We start from the raw sequence: 24,486 nt of genomic DNA on the forward strand, positions 1-24,486 counted from the left end.
CTATTTTTTTCTATTAATAACAGATAGTAGCTTTTCATTTGCAAGTGTATATACTAAAATAGTAGTAGTCGAATTTTGTTAATTTTCATCGAATTATACTTCTAAGTTCCTACTTCAACAAAATTTAAATCAGCTTTCAATCATTCTTCAAAACATCTAAAAACCAATAAGGAAAATGTAAAAAAGGGGCATCTGTGATGAGTAAAAGAATACCTATTACAAAGCTATCCGTATTTTTAGTGTTATGCAGCATAGGTTTATTCAGTCTTGCTCATCTGGGTGCTTTTGCCTATGATCGCTTGCTATCACCGACTCAACCCGTTTCCGATAGTGGAATGAAAGACGTGGCCGGTCTTTCTGATCAAAATCCAGAAGACAAACGAGGTGGCGAGACTCATGCCGCGTCCATTGAAACCATTTCGGAGGTCAACGTAAAAAGTCTACCATTAACACCGGGGCTTCAGCAGTTCATTGATTCGTACCCTGAGATTGTAATAGGAGGGACCTCACCGTTTTCCTTACTGGAGTTTATTGAAGGGGAAGGATTCACTGGAGCAACTGACCAGGATCTCAGCACTCTCGCTTCATATCTTTATGAGCTGATACTGCCGACAAACTTTGAGGTGATTGAGAGAAATCAGAGCAGGGGGCTTCCTGATGGTATTGAATTAGGATTGGAAGCTTACATAAATAAAGAGCAGGATAAGGACTTTGTTTTCTCAAATCCTAACGATGGATCTTATACGATCATACTTCAATGGCAAGGAGATGTGCTTTCCATCTCACTGAAAGGTGCCGAACTTCCATATAGGGTGACCGTGGATCGACGGAACGAGCAGTCATTTAAACCGAAAGTGATCAAGCAGTACAGCCCATATTTACATTTAGGTGAAATAATGGTGACGGAAGAAGGCCGAAATGGCATGCAGGTTGAAGTATGGAGAAGCTTTCAGACGATGAAGGGTGAACTTCTCAAGGAAGAGAAAGTATCAGAAGACTTTTACCTGCCCGTTCATAAAGAAGAGTTACATAGTATGAAAGATTACGTGGCAGGGGAAGCGGTCGATGTTTCAGGGGCGGATGAAACGACTTCTGAGGTCGGAGAGCAGGTATCCCAGGGGAGCTCAAATCCTCAAAAGAGTCCATCTAATCAAGAGGAAGAAGAAAAGTCGGATTCAAATTCTGCTTCACAGAAAGAGGAGTCCAATGCTTCTTCTTCTGAAAAGGATCTACCAGTGACCGATATGAAATAAGAAAATGACAGGCAGGCGGGATAGCATGGCGCAAGAGCGGAAACGTTTAGGCGATTTATTAGTTGAATCAGGTTTGTTGACAGAAGAAAAGCTTCAAACGGCTCTTAGGGAAAAAGGGATCGATCAGAAGCTGGGAGATGCAATTTTACAAAAAGGATACATTACGGAGCAGCAGCTGATTGAAGTGCTGGAGTTTCAACTGGGCATACCTCACGTCAGCTTATTTCGATACCCGTTTGACCCAAAGCTGTTTCATTTGATTCCAAAAGAAGTGGCCAAGCGGAACCTCATCATCCCGTTAAAAAAAGAAGGAGATAAGCTGTTCGTGGCGATGGCAGATCCAATGGATTTCTACACGATCGAGGATCTGAGATTGTCCACTGGATTCTATATTGAGACATCCATCGCAACAAAGGACGATATCCTCCGTTCAATCAATAAGTATTACGATATGGATGAAAGCTTTGAAGAGTTGAAAGGGATGGGGAATGAGCCTCCTCCATTAGAGGACGAAGCTTTGACAGATCAGGACTCCCCCATCGCGAGACTCGTCAATCAATTGCTATCCAATGCCATGACGCAAAAGGCGAGCGATATCCATATCGATCCCCAGGAAACAAAAGTACATATACGCTACCGGGTGGACGGCATCTTACGGACAGATCGATCCCTCCCCAAGCATATGCAAAGTATGCTGACGGCCCGCATCAAAATCATGTCTCAATTGGATATCACGGAGCACAGGGTACCTCAGGATGGAAGAATCAAAACGAACATCGATTTCCGCCCGATCGACTTAAGGGTATCCACACTTCCGACAGTGTATGGGGAAAAGATCGTCCTCCGTATACTGGACCTGAGTTCATCGTTGAATGACCTGGGGCAGCTTGGTTTCAACAGCTTGAACCTTAAACGATTTCAGGACCTGATTGATCGGCCCACCGGGATCGTGCTTATTACAGGTCCCACTGGTTCAGGTAAATCTTCCACTCTGTATGCAGCCTTGAACAAGCTGAATAGTGAAGAGGTCAATATCATTACCGTCGAGGATCCGGTTGAATATCAATTGGAGGGGGTCAACCAAATCCAGGTGAACACCAATGTCGGCCTTACTTTTGCTGCAGGCCTCAGGTCCATCCTGAGACAGGATCCCAACATTATCATGGTGGGGGAAATCCGTGATAGAGAAACGGCTGAAGTAGCGATACGAGCCTCGTTGACGGGACATTTGGTTCTCAGTACGATCCATACGAATGATTCCTTGAGTACCGTGACCCGCCTGATCGATATGGGGGTCGAGCCCTTCCTGGTCGCGACTTCCGTCAGCGGAATTGTCGCTCAACGGCTTGTCCGGAAGGTGTGCCGGGATTGTGCACAGGAAGAAATCCCCACAGTGAGGGAGAAAGAAATCTTTGATCGCAGAGGCATGACCATCGAAAAGGTCATCCGTGGCAGAGGGTGTGCTTCGTGCAATATGACGGGCTATAAAGGAAGAATGGCCATTCATGAAGTGCTGGTCGTAAACGATGAAATGAAGAGGATCATCATGAACAATGAATCCCTTTCCACTTTAAGGGAAGTTGCCATCAATCACAAAACCATTTTTCTTTTGGACGATGGATTGTTTAAGGTGAAGCAGGGATTGACGACGACAGAGGAAATACTGCGTGTAGCAATAGAGTAAAGAAGGTGTATGACTTGAAGGAACGGATAGATCATCTATTACGGGCGGCATTTGAATTAAAGGCCTCTGATATTCATTTAACAGTAGGATCGGCACCGGTTTTCCGCATTCATGGAGACTTGAAGAGGTATGGGCAGGATGTGCTGAAGCCGGAAGATACAGAGCAAATGGCTAAAGCCATTGTTCCCGATCATTTATGGACGGAATTCAAGGAGCGGGGGGAATTGGACTTTTCTTATGCACTCCCAGGTGTCTCGCGATTTCGTGTGAATGCCTATTTTCAACGATCTTGTATTTCGATTGCCTTACGGGTTGTGCCTGGGAATATTCCGACCCTGGAAGAACTGAAGCTCCCGCCTGTTTTAATGAAAATAGCAGAAAAGCATCAAGGGTTGGTGTTAGTGACCGGGCCGACCGGAAGCGGGAAATCGACGACCCTCGCTTCGATGATTCATTATATGAACCAGACGATGAGGAAGCATATCATAACGCTTGAGGATCCGATAGAGTACTTACATACGCACGGTTCTTCCATCATTGATCAACGGGAAGTCGGGTTTGATACAAAGTCCTTTGCATACGGATTGCGGAGTGCATTGAGGCAGGACCCCGATGTCATTCTGGTAGGGGAAATGCGTGACCTGGAAACCATTCAAACAGCCATCACAGCAGCCGAGACCGGTCATTTAGTCCTGGGGACCCTGCATACGTCCAGTGCCGTTTCGACAATCGAGAGGATCATAGATGTATTCCCGGCCGAACAGCAATCCCAGGTCCGGGTTCAGCTAGCATCGGTTCTGCAGGGAGTGATTGCTCAGCGCCTCCTGCCTACGGTTGATAAAAATGGAAGGATTGCTGTCTCGGAAATCCTTTTGAATAATTCAGCCGTTGCCAATCTTATCCGGTCCGAAAAGATTCATCAAATTCCCTCTGTTATGCAAACCTCTAAAGCGCAGGGAATGGAGCTCTTTGAATCGAATGTCAGCAGATATCTGCACGCCGGTATGATTTCAATTGAAGTGGCATCTCCATTTCTTCAGGAGAACCGTTAAAGATGAGCAGATTCAGGTACGAAGGACGAGACAAAAAAGGGAAGAAAAAAGGCCACATCACGGCTCCCACAAAAAAAGAGGCCATGCTCAGGCTGAAGAATCAAGGCATCCGCATCATTTCAGTTGAGGAAATCCCGGAGACTCTACTGACGAAAGAGATTACTTTAGGGAACCCTGTCAAGCTTCAGCACATGGTGATTTTTCTCAGGCAATTCTCTACTCTATTGAAAGCGGGGGTCACCGTGGTGGACGCGACCCGCATTCTCGGCAGTCAAACAGATAGTAAAGCTTTGACGAAAATTCTTACGGACGTAGAAATGGAATTGAGGGAGGGACATCCCCTTTCCGAGGCATTCGGCAAGCATAAGAAAGTGTTTGAGCCCCTCTTCATCAATATGCTGAAAGCCGGGGAAGCAACGGGGAGTCTGGATGAAACCCTGGAAAGACTCGGAGATCACTATGAAAAGCAGCATGGTACCCGGCAAAAAGTGATTGCGGCCCTGTCCTATCCTGCAGTGGTCGGTGTCATCGCCATTGGGGTGGTCATCTTCTTACTGGCAGCTGTCGTGCCGACTTTCGTGGATATGTTTGACGATTTCGGGGGAGAATTACCGTTAATCACGAGATTCGTCCTAGGGGCAAGTGAAACCGTGCAGCGTTTTTGGTACCTTCTTTTATTCCTTGTTCTGCTCATGATCACAGGAATCGCAATGGTAAGACAGAGAAAAGAGTCAAAATACTATCTGGATTACTTTTTACTGCGCATCCCAATATTCGGCAAACTACTCCAAAAAGCGGTTTTAGCCCGCATGACAAGGACATTGAGTTCCCTATTCTCAAGCTCGGTTCCCATCCTTCAGTCCCTGGCCATCGTCGAACGGGTTGTGGAAAATGAAGTGATTGCGGCGGTTCTCAAAGAATCGAGAGAATCACTGGAAAAAGGCGGAACGTTAACGGAACCCATGAAAAAACACTGGGCCTTTCCCCCCATGGTCTCACAAATGATTTCCATCGGAGAAGCAACGGGATCACTTGACAGCATGCTTTCCAAGGTGGCGGACTTCTACGAAAAAGAAGTGGAAAACTCCACAGATCAACTTAAAGCACTGATAGAGCCACTCATGATCGTCCTATTGGCGGGACTTGTCGGCACGATCGTAACAGCCATCATGATCCCAATGTTTGAAATATTTAACAATGTACAAAAATTCTAGAAAATATGATAAATTTTTACACATTTAGACTTATATTTTATTTTCTGTGTTGTATAATATAGGTAGATTAAAAGAGTACTAAAGTACTACATAAGGTTATGGGAGGAAATGAAAACATGTTGAAGAAAATGAAAAAGATGTTGAAGAATGAGAGAGGTTTGACCCTGGTCGAGCTTCTTGCTGTTATTGTGATTTTGGGGATTATTGCGGCGATTGCTGTGCCGAGTATTGGGAATATTATTGAGAAGTCACGTGCGGATGCAGTTAAAGCTGAAGGAATTCAAGTCTTAAATGCGGCAAAATTATATGTTTCTTCAGAAAGTATTCCAGAGGATAAAACATTAGAAGCTACTGATTTAGAAGACTATCTTGAAGAAAATGATGACATTATGGAGTCAGGATATTCGGTAACTGTAAATGATGATAATACATTAACTTTAAATGGTACCGGTACTAAAGGGAGTGTAACTATAAAATTTGCAAATGCTTCTGTAAGGGATATTAATGATGCAAAGAGAGATGCAGAAACTATCCCAGCTCCTGCACCTAAAGAAGGAGAATAATTTTAAAGAGTGATAATCCTTATTATTTTCTACGCACTCCTCCTAGGCTCCTTCTACAACGTAGTCGGCCTACGGGTGCCGTTAAAGAAATCCATCGTAAAGCCAAGGTCAAGCTGTCCGTATTGCCGTCATCAACTGACTGCCATCGAGCTGCTCCCTGTCTTTTCTTATCTCATTCAAAAGGGGAAATGCCGCCGGTGTCAAGGGCGCATTTCTCCTTTATATCCGTTTATGGAAGCTTTGAATGCTAGTCTATTTGTCCTGGCGTATCTGGAGTTTGGATTCGTATGGGAGCTCCTTGTGGCATGGACGCTCATTTCATTGTTCATCATCATTACGGTTTCTGATTTAACGTATATGGTCATCCCTGATAAAGTCCTTTTGTTTTTTGGGGGGATTTTTTTGCTGGAACGCCTGTTTATTCCCCTGACCCCGTGGTGGGATGGTCTGGTCGGTGCCGCTGTTGGCTTTGGGCTCCTTCTTCTTATCGCCATCGTCAGTAAAGGCGGGATGGGTGGAGGCGATATCAAGCTTTATGGAGTCATCGGTTTCGTTGTCGGATTGAAGGTCACGGTCCTGTCCTTTATGCTGGCAACCTTCTTTGGAGCGGTCTTTGGCTTGATTGCACTGGCATTCAAAGTGATCGAAAAAGGGAAGCCGATTCCGTTCGGGCCGTTCATCGCTTTAGGGACCATCCTTGCTTATCTGTATTACGATAGCATCCTATCCGCTTATCTATCTTTTTTCTATTAATGTAAAGAAAGGGTTCATTCTATGGGTTTACTATCGTTTCTCTCTAGCAGCAAAAAAACATCCAATATCGTGTTTACAGACAATTCCATCCGCTTTCTAGAGGTGAAGCAGACTTCTCCACTACTGGTTCAGGCATTTGGGGAGCGCTCCCTTCCTGACGGAGTCATCAAAGGTGGGAGGATCATGGATGTACAGACTCTATCATTTATTTTGGAAGAATGTATAGAGGAGTGGGGAATTAAAGGAAAATCGATCCGATTTGTCGCACCCGATCCGTTTGTTGTGGTACGAAAAGTGACGATTCCCCTTGATCTTAAAGAGGATGAAATAGAGGGGTACTTGTTTTTGGAAATTGGTACAAGCATTCATTTACCTTTTGAGGATCCTGTTTTTGATTTTGCTTTATTGGGTGAAGTGCAGGACGGCAGGGAGGTTCTTTTGATCGCATCTCATCAGGAAGTGGTGGATAGCTACAAAGACGTCCTGGAGGATGCGAAATTGAAGCCTGTTGTTGCAGATATTTCCCCCCTCGCTCTTTACAGATTATCAGTGGAGCAAGGGTCCGTTTCACCACATGAGCATACAATGTTCCTGCATTTTGATGAGAGATTATTAACCATCTCCATTTTCCGGGGACATAAACCGATCTTTACAAGACCGATTGTGTTGGAGCAGGAAAATAAGAATGTATTGATGGAAGAGCATCTCTCTTGGAGAAATGTCGAAGATGCGTTCAGTGAAATAGAGAAAGTGATGAACTTTTATCAGTATTCACTCCATAAAGGGGAGTTCTCTGTTGAACGGGCTCTCATTAGTGGAGATCATCCGAATATAAATGAGATTGATAGATATATAAAGGAAAGACTCAGCATCCCCGTCGGCTTTCACCGTCTGGAAGGGATCAACACGGTGAATGACGGGAAGATACCCGGTAAGTTTGCCATAGCCCTGGGTCTCGCGCTAAAAGAGGTGCAATATGTTGAATCTCATTGATATTAACCTATTGCCAGAAAAAGAAAAGAAGAATTCCGTGTTTGTTTATAGTATCGCTATCATTCTTTTCGTCTTTTTTATTTCATGTCTATTCTTCTTTTTTTCTCTTCGAAGTGTTCAAACGGAAACGGAAAGAACTCTTGAATCAATCTCTCAAACGAAAAAAATCATTGACGCACAGCAAACCAAACTGCTTGATTCCGAGTCTTCCCAAGGAGCGCGGCAGCTTGAGGAAACCATTGAATGGATGACAAATTATCCAATCGAGACAGTTCCTGTACTCAATGAGCTGATCTCGTTACTTCCTCCCCGCGGTTTCATTCAGACCTTTGAATATAGTGGGAGACAATCGATTAATGCTTCTATACAATTTGATTCATCCCGGGAAGCAGCCTATTATTTGCATCATTTAAAGGAAGTAGAATGGATGAAAGAAGCGGAAATCCTGGAAATCACGACAAATAATATGACCTCTGAAGAAATGGGCTGGGGTGAAAGTGGAGTGGTCCCCAGGTATCTGGCTGATTTTTCACTTTCCCTTGATTTAATTAAACTTCAAGAGTTAGATGACACCTCCTTAGAAGAGGAGGTCGGGGAATGATATCAGCACTGAACAAAAAAGAAAGAATGCTTTTAATAGGAATGACGTCAGCGTGCCTCATTACCCTGTTTCTCTTTTATTTCTTCGTCTATTCTCCTCAAAAAGACAGGCTGAGGGTTACACATGAGGGACTGAAAACAGAACAAAAGATTTTAGCGGCAATCGAAAAAAAGACCTCTCAAATAGAAAATCATTCATACAGGGATACTAAAAGTTTGCAAGGGCAGATCCCCGTCGATCCGCTGACGGAACAGCTCATCCTTCAGCTTGAAAAAGCGGAGGTGAGGTCACAAAGTACCATTCAATCTATGAGCTTTTCGAAGGAAGACTTCCTGTTTTTCAGTGAAGAAAATGAAGATCCCGCCCCGGGAGATGGAGGAGAACCTCCAGTGGAGCAAGTGACGGACGGGGACACTTCTTCTGTAAAGAGATTACAGATTACCATGACAGTAGAATCGGAGAACTATTTTGCCATGGAGAAGTTCATTAGTGAATTAGAAAATCTTGAACGGATAGTAGAGATCAATCAACTTGTGTTTGAAGGAAAGGAAGAAATGAGCCCCGTACTGGATGGGGGGCAGCCTCAAGCTTTAAGCTATCAACTGGTGGCTTCTGCTTTTTACTTACCCGGACTTACGGATTTACAAGACAGTGTGCCTTCCATTGATAGTCCGTCTCCTTCGATGAAGAAGGATCCTTTTATTCAGTATACGGATCCATCCATGACAACGAATGACAGTGACAATGAAAACTAAAAAATTTGACGAAAACCTATTAGGACAAGACGACAAAAGTCTTGTTCTTTTTTTTATTGTTTGTGATAGCATGGAAAAAAATAGATGAAGGAGGGTGGCGATGATGGATAAACGAAAAGGGAATGATAAAAAGATTTCTATTAAAATTAATGGTGAAAAAACACATTTTGAGGAAGATCTTCTTGTTTATGATTGGAAGTTGGGAGAATCTGAAGCGGCTGCCGGTGAAGAAGCGGAAGACAATGGATTCGACTGGATCCTTCCGGACGATGAGGAAGCCCAGCCTCCAAAGGAATACAAAAAAATCAACTATGTGACAGGAAGCAAAAAGAAGCGGAAGTCTTTCAAAAATCCTTTTCAGGACTCTGTTAATCTTTTAATGTCGATCATTGGTGCGGTTGTGGTGGGGGCGGTGCTGGGATTCGGCACGCTTAAAGTCATTACGACAACGGATGGTCCTTCCGTACCCGCGGCAACGCTGCAAGATAGTACAGCGGAAGGAAATACGGAAGGAAAGCAGGCTGTATCTGCTGTTGAATTACAGGATTTCTCAACGTCGATTCTTCAAGGCGGTGTGTTTTCATCAGAGGAATCATTGAAGGCCATGAAGGACACCTTATCAGGGAAAGGCATTGCCAGTGCAAGCGTGGAAAAGGATGGACAATTCTTTCTCTTAGTGGGTGTGTCGGGAGATCTTGAGACAGCTAAAACACTGGGTGGAGAATTGAAAGGACAAGGGGTGGACGTATATGCGAAAGACTTTGTCCTTGAAGCGAAGGGAATAAACGCTTCGGGTGAAGAGAAAACCTTTTTAGAAAAAGGGAATGCCCTGTACAACGCTATAGCAGAGGAGAGCAGCAAGGGAATGGCCGGCGGGTCCCCTGACGAAACTGCCATCCAAAGCATTCAATCGGGCGTAAAGGAATTGGAAGGGATCAAAGTAGGACAGGAGTCCGTCGCTTCCATGAAAAAATCCCTGGTCAATGCAGGGAATCTTGCAGCAGCGATGAAGTCTCCGGCGGATGCACAAAAAGTCCAGGAAGAGCTATTGTCCTATCTTCAACTTTACAGCGGATTATAATTTCGACTGAATTAGACTATTTTCTAGGAAATAATCCTTATTGAAAATAGGGCCTTTCTCTCATTATGTCAGGTTTAATCCTGCTTGACATAAGAGTGGGGGCTCTATTTTCACTTGTTTAGAGAGGAGGAATTTGGTAGTATATTCTTGTATCTCCCAATTTCTACTCTGAAAGGAATGGTATGGTGTGTCCAACCTCATACTCGCTTCACAATCTCCTCGTCGAAAAGAACTTCTTAAACAAATCCAACTCTCTTTTTCCGTCATAAGCTCTACTGTAGAGGAAACCTTCTCATCTGACTTATTGCCTCATGAAGTCGTCATGTACCTTGCACAGAAAAAAGCAAAAGAAATAGCGAATCAGTATCCCACTCATTATGTGATCGGGTCCGACACCGTCGTAACGAAGGATGGACAGATCCTTGGAAAACCGGAATCGATAGAAGAAGCGAAAGAAATGCTGACGATGCTTTCAGGTTCTACCCATGCTGTCTACACAGGCGTTGCGATCCTGAATGGTGATGTGGAGAAACTTTTTTATGAAAAAACGGATGTTACGTTTTGGGAGTTGACCCCTAAAGAGATTGACGACTATATTGCATCGGAAGAGCCTTTTGATAAAGCTGGTTCATATGGGATTCAAGGGATCGGAGCGAAATTTGTCAAAGAAATAAAAGGCGATTATTTCTCCGTCGTTGGGTTACCCATCTCCCGGGTGAATCGTGTTTTACTTGAAATGGGCTATCTTCAATAGAATGACTCCTTTACGTAAGAAAAGGAGGAACCAATGGTAAAAACAAAACCCCACCAAGAAGAAAACAGGCTGATGATCCGGGATTTCCCTCAAGATGAAAGACCCCGGGAACGATTGATTCATAGTGGAGCAGCCAGTTTATCCAACCAGGAGCTCCTGGCAATTCTACTCCGGACCGGAACAAAATCCGAGTCTGTTCTTCAACTTTCCAACCGGCTCCTCAATCATTTTGATGGATTGAATCTATTAAAGGATGCTTCCCTTGAAGAGATTACGAAAACGAGGGGAATCGGTCTTGCAAAGGCGGTTCAGATCATGGCCTCCGTCGAATTCGGCCGAAGAATCAGCAACTTGGCCTTTGATGACAGATACAGCATCCGTTCCCCCGAGGACGGAGCCAATTATGTCATGAACGATATGAGATTCCTGGCACAGGAGCATTTTGTATGCTTATACCTCAACACAAAGAATCAAGTTCTCCACAAACAAACCATCTTTATCGGAAGTCTGAATGCCTCCATCGTACACCCCCGGGAGGTCTTCAAAGAAGCCTTTCGACGATCCGCCGCATCGATCATTTGTATCCATAACCATCCATCGGGAGATCCGACTCCAAGCAGGGAAGATATCGAAGTGACAAAAAGATTAGTGGAATGCGGTCGAATCATTGGTATTGATATACTCGATCATCTTATAATAGGGGAGAAAAAGTTTATCAGTTTAAAGGAAAAAGGGTATTTATGACACTATGATTTTTTTCCTGGTTACGATATAATAAAGCTTATGATTTTTACAAACAATATGGTGATTCTATATAACGCAGTCTATGAAAAAGGGAGTCATTCTACAAAGGGATGAGTCTTTTCGTTATGCATGAACGTACAATTATTGTGACGAAAATTACGAGGATAGAGAGTGATTGGACAACTCTCCTGTGAAAACACATATAAAACGTTAAAAACCAGCCAATTTGTATCAGAAAGGGAGATACCATTCATGTTTGGAACGAAAGATTTAGGGATTGATTTAGGAACAGCTAACACATTGGTGTACGTGAAAGGCAAAGGGATTGTCGTTCGCGAACCTTCTGTAGTGGCACTTCAAACAGATAATAAGCAAATTGTAGCAGTCGGGAATGATGCTAAAAACATGATCGGTAGAACACCGGGGAATGTAGTGGCACTTCGCCCAATGAAGGATGGGGTGATCGCTGACTACGAAACAACTGCCACGATGATGAAGTACTACATAAAACAAGCGACACGTAATAAAGGCGCATTTTCAAGAAAGCCTTACGTCATGGTTTGTGTACCTTCAGGCATTACGGGCGTTGAAGAAAGAGCGGTTATCGATGCAACAAGACAGGCTGGCGCAAGGGATGCTTACACGATCGAAGAACCTTTTGCCGCTGCAATCGGAGCTAACCTGCCAGTTTGGGAACCGACAGGAAGTATGGTCGTAGATATTGGCGGAGGAACGACGGAAGTAGCGATCATCTCTTTAGGAGGGATTGTGACAAGTCAGTCGATCCGTGTAGCAGGGGATGAAATGGATGATAGCATCATCAACTATATCCGCAAAACGTATAATCTCATGATTGGGGATCGTACAGCGGAAAACATCAAGATGGAAGTCGGTTCTGCAGGGGACTCTGAAGGAATCGAAGCGATGGAAATCCGTGGGCGTGACCTTCTGACAGGCTTACCGAAAACGATCGAAATAACGGCCGTTGAAATCGCATCTGCTCTTCGTGATACCGTTTATACGATTGTAGATGCGGTCAAGAGTACGTTAGAGAAGACACCACCAGAACTTGCGGCTGACATTATGGACAGGGGAATTGTGTTGACAGGGGGCGGAGCACTTCTTCGTAACCTTGATAAACTGATCAGTGATGAAACGAAAATGCCCGTCCTTATTGCAGAGGAGCCTCTGGATTGTGTGGCAATCGGTACAGGAAAAGCCCTTGACCACATTCACCTCTTTAAAAACCGGGGAAAATAATAATAGATAATGTATGGGGGACGTCTCCTTAAGGTTATTGATCTAACCTTAAGGCCGGCCCCATCTTTTTTCGGAGAACCATGAATATTTTGACGAATGATATCAAAAACAAGCGATTTTTGATATAGTAATTACTAGAATGAGAAAAGGTTGAGGTGTACATCATGCCACAATTCTTCCTGAATAAACGTTTGATCATTCTGCTAGTCAGTGTCATAGTCCTTGTGGGATTAATCGGATTTTCTTTGCGGGAGCGAGATAGCATCAGCTGGCCAGAGCAGTTTGTGAAAGATATGGTAGGATTCGGACAGTCATTGGTTTCAAAACCTGTTAACTATGTAGCGGGAGTTGTTGAAAACGTTCAAGATCTTCAAAATACATACACAGAAAACGAAAAACTGAAGACACGTTTAGATGAGTTAGTGAAGCTTGAAACAAAGGTCAAGGACCTTAAACAGGATAATGTCGAATTAAGGGCGGTCCTTGAAAAGAAAGAAGACCTTCGTGCCTATAACACGATTCAAGCCACCGTCATTGCAAGAAACCCGGATCGCTGGCAAGAGCTCCTGACGATCGATAAAGGGGAAGTGAACGGAATTAAATCAGACATGGCCGTTATATCATCGGCCGGATTGATTGGAAAGATCAAGAGCGTAAATGAATTCTCATCCACTGTTGAATTAATTTCGACAAATAATACGAAAAACCGGATTTCCACTGTGATTCAAGGGAAAGAACAAGATATTAACGGTTGGATTGAAGGGTACGACAGTGATAAAAAAGAGATCTTAGTCAAACGGATTTCAAACGATATGAAAGTGGACAAAGGCTCTAAAGTGATGACCTCCGGGTTAGGGGGAGTGTTCCCTAAGGGTCTGGTCATCGGGGAAGTAAAAGAAGTGAAACCGGATCAATACGGGCTGACTCAGACGGCATATGTAAAGCCTGCTGCTGATTTTTATCACCTGGAGCACGTCATGGTCATCGACCGTGATATTCAAGGTGTGACAGAACAGGAAGCAGATGCTGAGGAGGAAGAGCAATGATCAGCAGGCTCCTCCTTCCTTTCATGACCCTGCTTTTCTTTTACAGCGAAAGTCTATTTGTTCATCTTTTCCCCAATGAAGAGTGGTTTGATCAGAAAATCATCGTTCCACATTTCCTGATCATTGTGCTGTTCTTTATTTGTGCGTTTTATCAATATCGGACTGCATTGCTTTATGGTTTCATCTTTGGCTTTCTATTTGATATTTATTACACAGAAATCAATGGGATTTACTTAGTGCTTTTTCCATTTGTCATCTTTTTATCTCACCAGATGATGAAGATTTTACATAATAACCTTTTTGTACTGGGAATAATCTCTCTTTTGAACCTTTCTGTATTGGAGTTTTTGGTGTATCAAATCAATTTAATTATCCAACGGACAGACTTGACGTTTATGCAGTTCGTGGACTGGCGTTTATGGCCGACATTGGTCCTGAATATATTGTTTTATATAGTGATGGCATTTCCACTTAGAAACTATCTTCTCCGTAAACGGAAAGAGTGGTTGGAAGATTAAATTCTATTAGTGATTTTTTCATAAAAAGAGGAAATGACACTGCTTATGTCGAATTTAATAGACGACTGAGGTGAAAAATAGCGCCATGAATAAAAAGCCAAATGTGATGATAAAAGGAACAAAAGAAGGACTGACTCTTCATCTCAATGATCAATGCTCCTTTTACGAGTTAAAGAAGGAATTGGCCGATAAGCTATCTGCACATTACCGGGAAACGGAAGGGACCAACCTGCTCACGGTCAATATTCAGACAGGCAATCGTTACCTGACAGAAGATCAAGTAGAAGAGTTGAAAGATATTGTAAGACAAAAACGCAATTTAGTAGTGAATGAAGTATGGAGTAATGTGATAACAAAGAATGATGCAGAGAAACTCATAGATGAACGGAATATAGAAACTCTAACCGGCGTTATCCGGTCGGGACAAGTCGTGGAAGTATCAGGAGACATCCTTATTGTCGGCGATGTCAATCCCGGCGGGAAAGTTCTCGCTGGAGGGAATATATACATATTGGGTTCATTAAAGGGTATTGCCCATGCCGGCCACAACGGAAACCAGGAGGCGGTCATCGTGGCTTCGAAAATGGTTCCGTCCCAGCTCCGGATAGGGGAATCCCTGAACCGGGCACCTGATCGGGTGGAGGAAGACGATGAACACGAAATGGAATGTGCGTATGTCGACGATCAAGGGCAAATCGTTGTGGATCGATTACAAGTTTTAAAGCATCTTAGACCAAATATTACTAGTTTTAAAGGAGGAAGCTAATGTGGGTGAAGCCATAGTTGTTACTTCAGGTAAAGGTGGAGTGGGAAAGACGACTACTTCTGCCAATGTTGGTACAGCATTAGCTCTACAAGGCAAAAAGGTTTGTTTAATTGATACAGATATCGGCCTCAGAAACCTCGATGTGGTGATGGGACTCGAAAACAGAATCATTTATGACTTAGTAGACGTTGTAGAGGGCCGCTGTAAAGTACATCAAGCACTAGTAAAAGACAAGCGTTTCGAAGACAAACTATTTTTACTGCCAGCTGCACAAACAAGTGATAAATCCGCTGTTAACCCTGAGCAAATGAAAAAGCTAGTATTGGATTTAAAGCAAGACTATGATTATATCATCATAGATTGCCCTGCAGGGATTGAGCAGGGATATAAGAATGCTGTAGCGGGTGCTGATCGTGCGATTGTCGTCACGACACCTGAAATTTCAGCTGTAAGGGATGCGGATCGAATTATCGGTTTACTGGAAAAAGAGAATATCGAGCCGCCTAAACTCGTCATTAACCGCATACGGAATCATATGATGAAAAATGGTGAAATGTTGGATGTGGATGAAATTACAGCCCATCTTTCCATCGATCTTCTTGGAATCGTAGCAGACGATGATAATGTAATCAAATCTTCCAATAAAGGTGAGCCGATCGCTCTGGATTCAACAAGCAAAGCCTCCATTTCCTACCGGAATATTGCGAGAAGGATTTTGGGTGAATCGGTTCCGCTACAATCCTTGGAAGAGGAACGGACGGGAGTCTTTTCGAGAATTAAAAAGTTATTCGGTGTAAAAGCATAAGGATCAGTCCCGGTAAAGCGCATAGTGCGTTTTACCGGGACTTTTTTTATTCTTCCCATGAATATTCTTTAAGGACAAGTCATACATTGTAGCAAATCATGTGTAATCGAATGGACCTCTTTTTATATGGTTCTAACTTCCCTTGCCCATCATCATGGACAGAATCATTTAGTATAGAATCGGACATCTTGATGCATCCAGAAATGAACCAGACGTTTATCGACAATACCTTATAAAAAGGAATGGTGTACATGGGAAATCGTGCGGATGAAATACGTAAGCGGATAGCGAAACGAAAGAGAACGAATGCAGGCCAGAGCCCTTCATATTTTCTCCCATCGGACGAGGAACGTTATGGAATGGAACGCCAGACAAGCTTTGAAGGCGGACCGCCACCTGAAGGGATGCATCCATTGTTTAAAAAGGAAACATTCATGCTTAAGATTCTTGGAGCCGGAATCATGGTATTAGTGACGGCCATTATGTTTAAGAGCCCTTCACCTGTATTCAATGAGGCGAAATCGATTGTCACGAAAACCATGGATACTGAGTTTCAATTTGCCGCCATTTCCACGTGGTATGAGGATCAATTCGGAAAGCCATTAGCCTTACTGCCTGCGAGTAATACAAAGAAGGAATCCACTTCAACCCAAAGCGCTGAATATGCCATACCTGCTTCAGGGAAGGTCGTTGAAAATTTTAAAACAAATGGACAGGGCATCATGCTTCAAACGGGCTTGGGTGAGGATGTAGCGGCTATGAAGGGAGGCTTGATTATATTTGCAGGAAAGAAAGAGGAGCTTGGGAACACAGTCGTCATTCAACATGCAGACAAATCAGAATCCTGGTATGGCCATCTGGAGTCGATCGACGTGAAACAGTATGAGTCGATTGAAAAGGGATCTCTTGTAGGCAAGGTTTCCACCAGCAGTCAGAACGATGTGACGGGAGAGTTTTATTTTGCGATAAAAATGGGTGATACGTTTATCGACCCGATACAGGTGATGTCATTTGACTAATATCATTTCACTTATGAAAAAGTTCTATGTTCACCCTTTGCTTTGGCTTGTCATTGCCATTGCCATTATGACAGCTCACTTTTTTGAGCTGATTCTGCTTCTGATCATCATTACCATTCATGAATTGGGCCACGGACTCACGGCTCAGTATTTTTCCTGGAGAGTGAAGAGGATTGCCCTGTTACCATTTGGCGGCGTTGCCGAGATGGATGAACACGGAAACCGTTCGCTGCGGGAAGAGTTCTGGGTGGTGGCAGCAGGTCCCCTGCAGCATATTTGGCTGATTGCCTTAGGGTGGGGACTCATGGGCATAGGCATGGTCAGTCAGGAAACATTCTCACTTTTTCTTCAATTAAATATGATGGTCCTATTATTTAACCTCCTTCCCATTTGGCCATTGGATGGAGGGAAGTTGGTTTCTTTATTGTTAGCCACGAAGTTTAATTACTTGAGAGCGTATGAGTACACGCTCCTCTTTTCTTTTGGTCTATTATTGCTGTTCCATATCATTGTTCTCATAACCGCCCCCCTTCATTTGAATCTTTGGATTGTTCTTTCGTTCCTCTACTTCTCCCTTTGGGTGGATTGGAAACAGAGACGATATGCATTTATGAAGTTTTTATTGGAAAGGTATTACGGCAAGAGTCATCAATTTGTGGAGCTGCGGCCACTTCCCATTGAAAGCGAAGAGTCCATTATTACAGTAGTGGAGAAGTTTCAGCGGGGGGTAAAGCATCCCCTCGTTGTCTTTGAAAAAGGGATCGAAGTAGGAAAGCTGGATGAGAACGAGCTTCTCCATGCCTTTTTTGCCGAAAAGATGACCTCCGCCAAAACGAAAGATCTTCTCTACCTTTATTGACGAATGAAGATGAACTGTATAAAGTAAGGTCATACTAGTAAAAGGGTTGCGTTCAACCCTTTTTTCTTATGACTTTTTTTGTAGAAGAGGGGATTCCGCTGTGGAAGAAATCATTGTTCATAGTAAAGGCAGGGAAAAACGGTGGGTATACCGGTCGAATAATGAAATCATAGGTTTACATACATATCAGCCCGGAGAAGAAACGTTGACGGGCAATATTTATTTGGGAAGAGTCATCAAAGTTCAAAAGGGGCTGGGTGCGGCATTCGTGGATTTTGGTCACGGTAAAAACGGCTATTTGCATGAAAAGGACTTTCCCCAAAACGTCGAGGCGTATCATACAAACAGCACTCCTGCACCAATCGGGAAGTGCGTTCATGAAGGACAAAAAATCATCGTGCAGGTCATGAAGGATGAAATTGGCACGAAGGGTGCAAGGCTGACGGCCGTTATTGAGCTGAAGGGGGAACACCTTGTGTACATGCCACAAGGGTACTACGTGGCAGTATCTAAAAAAGTGGATGAAAATAACAGGAAGGTATTAAGGCGTTTGGGGAACGAATGGAAGCAGCCTGAAGAAGGCATTGTCATGCGTACCGATGCGGCTGAAGCGGGAGAATCAGTGTTACAGGAGGAGCTCGTGTCATTACGTTCGAGATACGAAAGTCTGCTTAGGGTATCTATGAGAGCCAAATGCCCCTCACTCTTATCAGAGAAGGACACATTCCAGGAAGATCTCCTTGAACAGCTGAAAAAGGGGAGGGGAGGTAAAATTGTCGTCGATGACTATGATAGCCTCCTTCATTTAGAGGAAATGAGCGGACCCGGGATCAAAGATAAATGGACCTTCGAACTCTATCAGGGCCATGAAAATATCTTTCGTCATTATCACGTTGCCCTTGCTTGGGAGAACGCACTGAAAAAAGTGGTATGGCTGGATAAGGGGGCATTTCTCGTCATTGAATCCACAGAAGCCATGACTGTCGTGGATGTGAATTCCGGTAAGTTTACGGGTAAAGACGATTTAGAGCAAACCATCCTGCAAACCAATATATCAGCAGCAAAAGAAATGGCGAAGCAGCTCACACTCCGTAATTTGGGCGGCATGATATTAATTGATTTTATCGATATGAAAAAGGAAAGCCACAAACAGGAAGTGATGGATGCATTGTCTGATGCCCTAGTATCGGATAAGCAGCGCACGACGATTGTAGGCTTTACTTCCCTTGGCATTCTTGAATTAACTAGAAAAAGGACCCGTCAGCCCCTTGCTGCCTACTTGACCCGTCCTTGCTCGGTATGTCATGGTACAGGAAGGGAAATGACGCCGGAGACGCTTGCATTTCAGCTTGAACGGGAACTGTGGGAAATGCAGGGGAAGGATGGTTCCCAAATTGAAGTGGAAGCGACCAGGGAAGTTGCAGCTGTTTTTTCTGGAAAACAGAACGTCCATCTCAGGCGTTTGGAAAAGGCGTTTAGTAAAAAGATCAAAATAATAGAAATCGCCCATGATCATCCTCATTACCATATAATAAAGATAATATGAATTTCGTGATTGTTATTGACAGTACATCAAATTTTATGATAGGATTCTAATGTTATTGATTGTAGCACCCGTGCTACAACCGCACATTACAGGTAGAAAAGCTTGGAGCAATCCAACACCTGTCATTGGCGAGTCTGAGTTTATAAGGAGGTGCGATTATGTACGCAATTATCGAAACAGGTGGTAAGCAAATCCGTGTAGAAGCTGGTCAAGCTATCTACATCGAAAAGCTGAACGCAGAGCAAGGCGATACGGTAACTTTTGACAAAGTTCTATTCGTTGGTGGTGACGATGTGAAAGTAGGAAGTCCTTTAGTGGATGGAGCTACTGTAACAGCGAAAGTTGAAAAACAAGGCCGCGCGAAAAAGCTTGTAGTATTCAAATACAAAGCGAAAAAGAACTACCGTCGTAAGCAAGGTCACCGTCAACCTTACACTAAAGTTGTCATTGACGAAATCAACGCGTAAGGCGTGATAGCATGATTAACGTTTACGTAGAGCGTTCCTCCGGAAAAAGGATCCGTTCTTTCTCCATGGATGGACATGCCGATTTTGCCGAAAATGGGCAAGACATTGTTTGTGCAGGTGCTTCTGCTGTTTCATTTGGCAGTATTAATGCCATTATGGCGTTAACCGGTGTAGAACCGGCCATCGAGCAATCCTCTGATGGTGGATATCTTCGCTGTGTCATCCCTGATGATCTACCGGAAGAAACAGAGGGCAAGATTCAGCTGCTACTGGATAGCATGCTTATCAGCCTCCAAACAATTGAAAGAGACTATAGTGATTTTATTAAAATAACCTTCAAAAAGTAGGAGGTGGAACAGATGTTAAGATTAGACCTTCAGTTTTTTGCGTCTAAAAAAGGAGTAGGTTCGACTAAAAATGGTCGTGACTCTATCTCAAAGCGTCTTGGTGCTAAGCGTGCAGACGGTCAAATGGTTACTGGTGGATCAATTCTTTACCGTCAACGCGGTACGAAAATTTATCCAGGCCTAAACGTCGGCCGTGGCGGCGACGATACACTTTTCGCTAAAACCGACGGTGTTGTTCGTTTCGAACGCATGGGTCGTGACAAGAAAAAAGTGAGCGTATACCCAGTTGCGAATGAAGCTTAATCGCATATCTTTAACGAAAACTCTAACCGACTTTCGGTTAGAGTTTTATTTTTATCGGGGATATGGGTGTATTATTGCAGGTTTTGATACTGTGTAGGTAAGATAGTGCGTTTATATATAGGTAAAGCGTTTTGTTTGAGAAGAAAAGGTGTCGAGTTTGCTCAAATTGCACATGTAGCGGTGAATTTAGTGAAGTTTGGCGTGAGTATGGACGGGTTTTATGTGGTTATTATCGAGTTTGGGTGATATATTATCGAGTTTGAGACATATATTATCGACTTTTCGAATATATTATCGATTTCGGCCATTTTATTATCGACTTTCACTTTTCAAGCTAAAAACGAAGTATTTTTGAGTAAATGTATGAATTTATCCTGAATAAGTTAAATTTCCGCTGAGAATAAGACCCAATGAAGGGAAATCATTCTTGATAGCGATGGGAAAAGTGATATATTTTCAAATTCACACCATTTATTTTCAAATTTAGAATTTTATTTTCAATTCACACCCATTTATTTTCAAAAGTAAGGATTTATTTTCAATTCCTTGAAAATCCAGCATCCCCCCGATTTTCATTCACACCCATCAATTTCGCAGAAACGATATACGCACCACTCCCATCTTTGATATACTTACATGTAGCACTTAAAGTATAGGAGTTAGATTATGAGCGAAAATTGGGGTGTAGTCGAGGCATTAAGACATGCTCGCCACGACTGGATGAATGATCTGCAATTAATTAAAGGTAACCTGGATCTTGATCGTGTGGAGCGGGCGAAGCAAGTGATTGAAGAAATGGTCCTTGTTGCACAGAATGAATCAAAGCTATCAAATTTAAAACTTCCATTATTGGCAGAATGGATATTAACATATAATTGGTCAAGACATTTGATTAAGCTGGATTTTGAAGTCCTTCAATGTGAGTCCACACACGGGCTTGAAGATAAGAGGCTTTTCAACTGGTGCAAGGAGTTTCTGGAATTCCTTGAATCAAATGTAATGAACAATGTAGAGAATCAATTATCCATCTTACTGGACATTACAAAAGAACATTCCCGTTTTATATTTGATTTCACAGGTATACTAAAGAGTACAAGCGTGGTAAAAGACTGGATTAAATATCAACAATCAAACGGAGAAAATATAGAAATAGAACAACTTCAAGAAGAGGTTCTTGTCATTCATGTAATTGCTGGATAGTCGCTTCAAGTCAGGCGGATATTCAACTGTTGCACGGATAAGTTAGGAGTGAAAGTATGTTTATAGATCAGGTCAAGGTTTATACAAAGGGCGGTGACGGCGGAAACGGTATGGTTGCCTTCCGTCGTGAGAAATATGTACCTAAAGGTGGTCCCGCAGGTGGAGATGGCGGTCACGGTGCAGATGTTATCTTCGAAGTGGATGAAGGGTTAAGAACCCTGATGGATTTCCGTTATCAACGCCATTTCAAGGCACCTCGTGGAGAGCACGGGATGAGTAAGAACCAGCATGGACGGAATGCTGAAGATATGGTTGTCAAGGTTCCACCTGGAACAGTGGTGAAGGATGATGACACGGGTGAAACGATTGCCGACCTGGTGCAGCATGGTCAACGTGCCGTGATTACGAAGGGTGGACGCGGTGGAAGAGGGAATTCCCGTTTTGCTACGCCTGCCAACCCTGCACCTGAGCTTTCTGAAAAAGGGGAGCCGGGTCAAGAGCGCTATATCGTGATGGAATTGAAGCTTCTGGCTGATGTTGGATTGGTAGGGTTCCCAAGCGTCGGGAAATCCACATTGCTTTCAGTCGTTTCAGCAGCTAAGCCGAAAATTGCTTCCTATCATTTCACAACGATCGTTCCGAATCTTGGAATGGTTGAAACGGGAGACGGTAGAAGTTTCGTCATGGCCGACTTGCCTGGATTGATTGAAGGAGCCCATGAAGGCGTTGGACTCGGTCACCAGTTCCTTCGTCATATTGAACGTACGCGTGTCATTGTCCATGTGATCGATATGAGTGGAATGGAAGGAAGAGATCCATACGAGGATTACCTGACCATCAATGAAGAGCTTAAGCAATACAATCTTCGTTTAACGGAGCGACCTCAAATCATTGTTGCCAATAAAATGGACATGCCTGATTCAGAAGAGAATCTGAAGATTTTCAAAGAAAAACTTCAGGAAGATTATCCTGTGTTCCCGATCTCGGCCGTTACGCGTCAAGGGCTGAGTGAGCTTCTATATGCTGTAGCCGACAAAGTGGAAACGACATCTGAATTCCCTATTCATGAAGAAGAGGAAACTGGCATTCATCGTGTTGTATACAAACATGAAGAAGAGGAAAAAGAGTTCGAAATCACACGTGATCCTGATGGAACATTCGTTGTCAGCGGTGCGAAGATCGAGAGATTATTCAAGATGACCGATTTCTCACGGGAGGATTCTACGAGACGATTCGCAAGACAGCTTCGTTCGTACGGTGTGGATGAAGCCCTTCGTGAGCGTGGTGCCGAAAACGGCGACACGATCCGCTTGTTGAAATATGAGTTCGAATTTGTAGATTAAGTTTCATCCTTTATCTATTTCAGACGAAAAAGCAGGTGGCGGCAAATTTTAGCCGCCACCTGCTCTACAATAGGAAGCGAAAGCGGTTTTTGAAGGGGCATGCTGCCTCTAACCTCTGCAGCTAGACAATTGGAGGAATAGTCATTGGGGAAAAAATTTCAAGAAGGCAAATTTTATTTAGTACGGGAAGACGTGCTGCCTGAAGCGATGAAGAAAACCCTGGATGCGAAAGAATTGATTGAAAGAGGCAAGGCTGACTCAGTATGGGAAGCGGTCCACCGGGTCGATTTAAGCCGGAGTGCCTTTTATAAATATCGTGATACTGTGTTTCCTTTTCACACCGTGGTGAAGGAGAGAATCATCACGTTGTTCTTTCATCTGGAGGACCGTTCAGGAACGTTGTCTCATTTATTGAGTGAAACGGCCAAGCATGGGTGTAATATATTGACGATCCATCAGACGATCCCGTTACAGGGAAGAGCGAATGTCACACTTTCTCTAAATGTGACTGACCTTACGATAGGATTGGAAGACTTACTCTCAAAACTAAGAAGATTGGAATTTGTAGAGAAAGTGGAAGTATTAGGTTCGGGAGCCTAATGCTTCTTTTTTTTGTTTAAAAACTCTTCCTCTTTGTTTGTATACGTGTTAGAATGTTCAATAAATTTGGTGAGAGTGAGAGGAAGATCAGAGTGAAAATTGCGTATTTAGGACCCCGGGCTTCCTTTACAGATTTAGCTGTTAAGAAGGCATTCCCAGAAGAAGATACGGTATCGTATGTGACGATCCCGGACTGCATCGAAGCGGTGATAGAGAATGAGGTCGATTATGCCGTCGTCCCATTAGAAAATGCCCTCGAAGGCTCGGTACATATTACAGTCGACTATTTGTTTCATGAAGCGAATTTAGCGATTGTAGCTGAATTGACTTCCGCGATTCAGCAGCACTTAATGATCCATCCAGGATGGAGTGAAAGTGAAGGTTCCATCGAGAAGGTCCTTTCCCATTCCCACGCATTGGCACAGTGCCATAAGTTTTTACATAAGCAGTTTAAGGGAGTACCCTTGGAACAGACTACGAGTACGGCAGCCGCTGCTAAATTCGTGAGTGAGAATCCTGACATGTTCCTTGGTGCAATTGGAAACGAGCTGGCAGCAGAAAAATACGGATTGAACATCCTGCATGAAAATATTCATGACTTTGCCTATAATCATACCAGGTTCATCGTTTTACATAAGACGGCTGATCCGTTGTCGCTTTCACAGGAAAAAAGTATGGAGAAGACGACCTTGATGGTGACTCTACCAAAAGATCGATCAGGAGCGCTGCATCAGGTATTATCAACCTTTGCGTGGAGACAATTGAACTTGAGTAAAATTGAATCAAGACCACTGAAAACAGGTTTGGGGGATTATTTCTTCTTAATTGATGTGGCTCATGAAATGGATGATGTCCTTCTTCCAGGAGCGATCAGTGAAATGGAAGCCCTGGGATGCAAAGTGAAAATGATCGGGACGTATTCTTCTTATTTATTGGATAATTGAACAGTATAAAGGCAGA

General features: G+C 43.4%; 27 protein-coding genes and 1 other annotated feature. All 27 genes read left to right on the plus strand.

Annotated features, from left to right (window positions below):
* The first annotated feature begins 197 nt into the window (after positions 1 to 197).
* The 27 genes from TV75_RS14405 to pheA all read left to right on the plus strand — a co-directional run bounded on the left by TV75_RS14405 (position 198) and on the right by pheA (position 24,470).
* Positions 198 to 1,253, plus strand: a complete 1,056-nt coding sequence (locus TV75_RS14405) for a VanW family protein (RefSeq protein WP_044339499.1) — start codon at positions 198 to 200, stop codon at positions 1,251 to 1,253.
* A gap of 25 nt (positions 1,254 to 1,278) precedes the next feature.
* Positions 1,279 to 2,937 (plus strand): GspE/PulE family protein, encoded by a 1,659-nt coding sequence (locus TV75_RS14410; RefSeq protein ID WP_044339500.1) that lies wholly within the window; start codon positions 1,279 to 1,281, stop codon positions 2,935 to 2,937.
* A gap of 14 nt (positions 2,938 to 2,951) precedes the next feature.
* Positions 2,952 to 3,989 (plus strand): type IV pilus twitching motility protein PilT, encoded by a 1,038-nt coding sequence (locus TV75_RS14415; protein WP_044339501.1) that lies wholly within the window; start codon positions 2,952 to 2,954, stop codon positions 3,987 to 3,989.
* Between the two features lie 2 nt (positions 3,990 to 3,991).
* Positions 3,992 to 5,203 (plus strand): type II secretion system F family protein, encoded by a 1,212-nt coding sequence (locus TV75_RS14420; RefSeq protein WP_044339502.1) that lies wholly within the window; start codon positions 3,992 to 3,994, stop codon positions 5,201 to 5,203.
* A 116-nt stretch (positions 5,204 to 5,319) separates the two neighbouring features.
* Positions 5,320 to 5,766 carry a type IV pilin protein gene (locus tag TV75_RS14425; protein WP_044339503.1) on the plus strand — a complete coding sequence of 149 codons (447 nt, stop codon included), beginning with the start codon at positions 5,320 to 5,322 and terminating at the stop codon, positions 5,764 to 5,766.
* A 9-nt stretch (positions 5,767 to 5,775) separates the two neighbouring features.
* Positions 5,776 to 6,519: a prepilin peptidase gene (locus tag TV75_RS14430; RefSeq protein WP_044339504.1), complete on the plus strand. Its 744-nt coding sequence runs from the start codon at positions 5,776 to 5,778 to the stop codon at positions 6,517 to 6,519.
* A 21-nt stretch (positions 6,520 to 6,540) separates the two neighbouring features.
* A complete protein-coding gene (gene pilM / locus TV75_RS14435; RefSeq protein ID WP_044339505.1) occupies positions 6,541 to 7,512 on the plus strand; it encodes a type IV pilus biogenesis protein PilM in 972 nt (323 codons plus the stop codon).
* A complete protein-coding gene (locus tag TV75_RS14440) occupies positions 7,496 to 8,113 on the plus strand; it encodes a hypothetical protein (RefSeq protein WP_044339506.1) in 618 nt (205 codons plus the stop codon). The genes pilM and TV75_RS14440 overlap by 17 nt, the downstream gene beginning before the upstream one ends.
* A complete protein-coding gene (locus TV75_RS14445) occupies positions 8,110 to 8,868 on the plus strand; it encodes a hypothetical protein (protein ID WP_044339507.1) in 759 nt (252 codons plus the stop codon). Before TV75_RS14440 ends, TV75_RS14445 begins: the two co-directional genes overlap by 4 nt.
* A 100-nt stretch (positions 8,869 to 8,968) precedes the next feature.
* Positions 8,969 to 9,949, plus strand: coding sequence for an SPOR domain-containing protein (locus tag TV75_RS14450; protein ID WP_044339508.1), 981 nt, complete (start codon positions 8,969 to 8,971; stop codon positions 9,947 to 9,949).
* A 187-nt stretch (positions 9,950 to 10,136) separates the two neighbouring features.
* Positions 10,137 to 10,703: a Maf family protein gene (locus TV75_RS14455; RefSeq protein ID WP_044339509.1), complete on the plus strand. Its 567-nt coding sequence runs from the start codon at positions 10,137 to 10,139 to the stop codon at positions 10,701 to 10,703.
* 33 nt (positions 10,704 to 10,736) lie between these two features.
* Positions 10,737 to 11,447, plus strand: a complete 711-nt coding sequence (gene radC / locus TV75_RS14460) for a RadC family protein (protein WP_044339510.1) — start codon at positions 10,737 to 10,739, stop codon at positions 11,445 to 11,447.
* 252 nt (positions 11,448 to 11,699) lie between these two features.
* Complete coding sequence (locus tag TV75_RS14465; protein ID WP_044339511.1) at positions 11,700 to 12,707, plus strand: rod shape-determining protein; 1,008 nt, start codon at positions 11,700 to 11,702, stop codon at positions 12,705 to 12,707.
* A gap of 164 nt (positions 12,708 to 12,871) precedes the next feature.
* Complete coding sequence (gene mreC, locus TV75_RS14470; protein ID WP_044339512.1) at positions 12,872 to 13,753, plus strand: rod shape-determining protein MreC; 882 nt, start codon at positions 12,872 to 12,874, stop codon at positions 13,751 to 13,753.
* Positions 13,750 to 14,271 (plus strand): rod shape-determining protein MreD, encoded by a 522-nt coding sequence (gene mreD, locus TV75_RS14475; RefSeq protein WP_052504568.1) that lies wholly within the window; start codon positions 13,750 to 13,752, stop codon positions 14,269 to 14,271. Before mreC ends, mreD begins: the two co-directional genes overlap by 4 nt.
* A gap of 85 nt (positions 14,272 to 14,356) precedes the next feature.
* Positions 14,357 to 15,037 (plus strand): septum site-determining protein MinC, encoded by a 681-nt coding sequence (gene minC / locus TV75_RS14480; protein WP_044339513.1) that lies wholly within the window; start codon positions 14,357 to 14,359, stop codon positions 15,035 to 15,037.
* A gap of 1 nt (position 15,038) precedes the next feature.
* Entirely contained in the window at positions 15,039 to 15,842 is an 804-nt protein-coding gene (gene minD, locus TV75_RS14485; RefSeq protein WP_044339514.1) for a septum site-determining protein MinD, read from the plus strand.
* Positions 15,843 to 16,093: 251 nt separating this feature from the next.
* On the plus strand, positions 16,094 to 16,861 hold the full coding sequence (locus TV75_RS14490) for a M23 family metallopeptidase (protein WP_044339515.1): 768 nt from the start codon (positions 16,094 to 16,096) through the stop codon (positions 16,859 to 16,861).
* Complete coding sequence (locus TV75_RS14495; protein ID WP_253275546.1) at positions 16,854 to 17,720, plus strand: M50 family metallopeptidase; 867 nt, start codon at positions 16,854 to 16,856, stop codon at positions 17,718 to 17,720. Before TV75_RS14490 ends, TV75_RS14495 begins: the two co-directional genes overlap by 8 nt.
* A gap of 100 nt (positions 17,721 to 17,820) precedes the next feature.
* Positions 17,821 to 19,266: an Rne/Rng family ribonuclease gene (locus TV75_RS14500; protein WP_044339516.1), complete on the plus strand. Its 1,446-nt coding sequence runs from the start codon at positions 17,821 to 17,823 to the stop codon at positions 19,264 to 19,266.
* A 67-nt stretch (positions 19,267 to 19,333) separates the two neighbouring features.
* Positions 19,334 to 19,412 (plus strand) — a sequence feature (ribosomal protein L21 leader region).
* Between the two features lie 12 nt (positions 19,413 to 19,424).
* Entirely contained in the window at positions 19,425 to 19,733 is a 309-nt protein-coding gene (gene rplU / locus TV75_RS14505) for a 50S ribosomal protein L21 (RefSeq protein ID WP_034757222.1), read from the plus strand.
* Positions 19,734 to 19,744: 11 nt separating this feature from the next.
* A complete protein-coding gene (locus tag TV75_RS14510; protein WP_044339517.1) occupies positions 19,745 to 20,080 on the plus strand; it encodes a ribosomal-processing cysteine protease Prp in 336 nt (111 codons plus the stop codon).
* 12 nt (positions 20,081 to 20,092) lie between these two features.
* A complete protein-coding gene (gene rpmA, locus TV75_RS14515; RefSeq protein ID WP_044339518.1) occupies positions 20,093 to 20,383 on the plus strand; it encodes a 50S ribosomal protein L27 in 291 nt (96 codons plus the stop codon).
* 666 nt (positions 20,384 to 21,049) lie between these two features.
* On the plus strand, positions 21,050 to 21,583 hold the full coding sequence (locus TV75_RS14520; RefSeq protein ID WP_044339519.1) for a Spo0B C-terminal domain-containing protein: 534 nt from the start codon (positions 21,050 to 21,052) through the stop codon (positions 21,581 to 21,583).
* Between the two features lie 56 nt (positions 21,584 to 21,639).
* Positions 21,640 to 22,926, plus strand: a complete 1,287-nt coding sequence (obgE, locus tag TV75_RS14525; protein WP_044339520.1) for a GTPase ObgE — start codon at positions 21,640 to 21,642, stop codon at positions 22,924 to 22,926.
* A gap of 144 nt (positions 22,927 to 23,070) precedes the next feature.
* Positions 23,071 to 23,526 carry an ACT domain-containing protein gene (locus tag TV75_RS14530; protein ID WP_044339521.1) on the plus strand — a complete coding sequence of 152 codons (456 nt, stop codon included), beginning with the start codon at positions 23,071 to 23,073 and terminating at the stop codon, positions 23,524 to 23,526.
* A gap of 92 nt (positions 23,527 to 23,618) precedes the next feature.
* Positions 23,619 to 24,470, plus strand: coding sequence for a prephenate dehydratase (gene pheA / locus TV75_RS14535; protein WP_253275547.1), 852 nt, complete (start codon positions 23,619 to 23,621; stop codon positions 24,468 to 24,470).
* Positions 24,471 to 24,486 lie beyond the last annotated feature (16 nt).

Origin of the sequence: Rossellomorea aquimaris (genome assembly GCF_000935355.1) — a bacterium.
GTDB lineage: Bacteria > Bacillota > Bacilli > Bacillales > Bacillaceae_B > Rossellomorea > Rossellomorea aquimaris_B.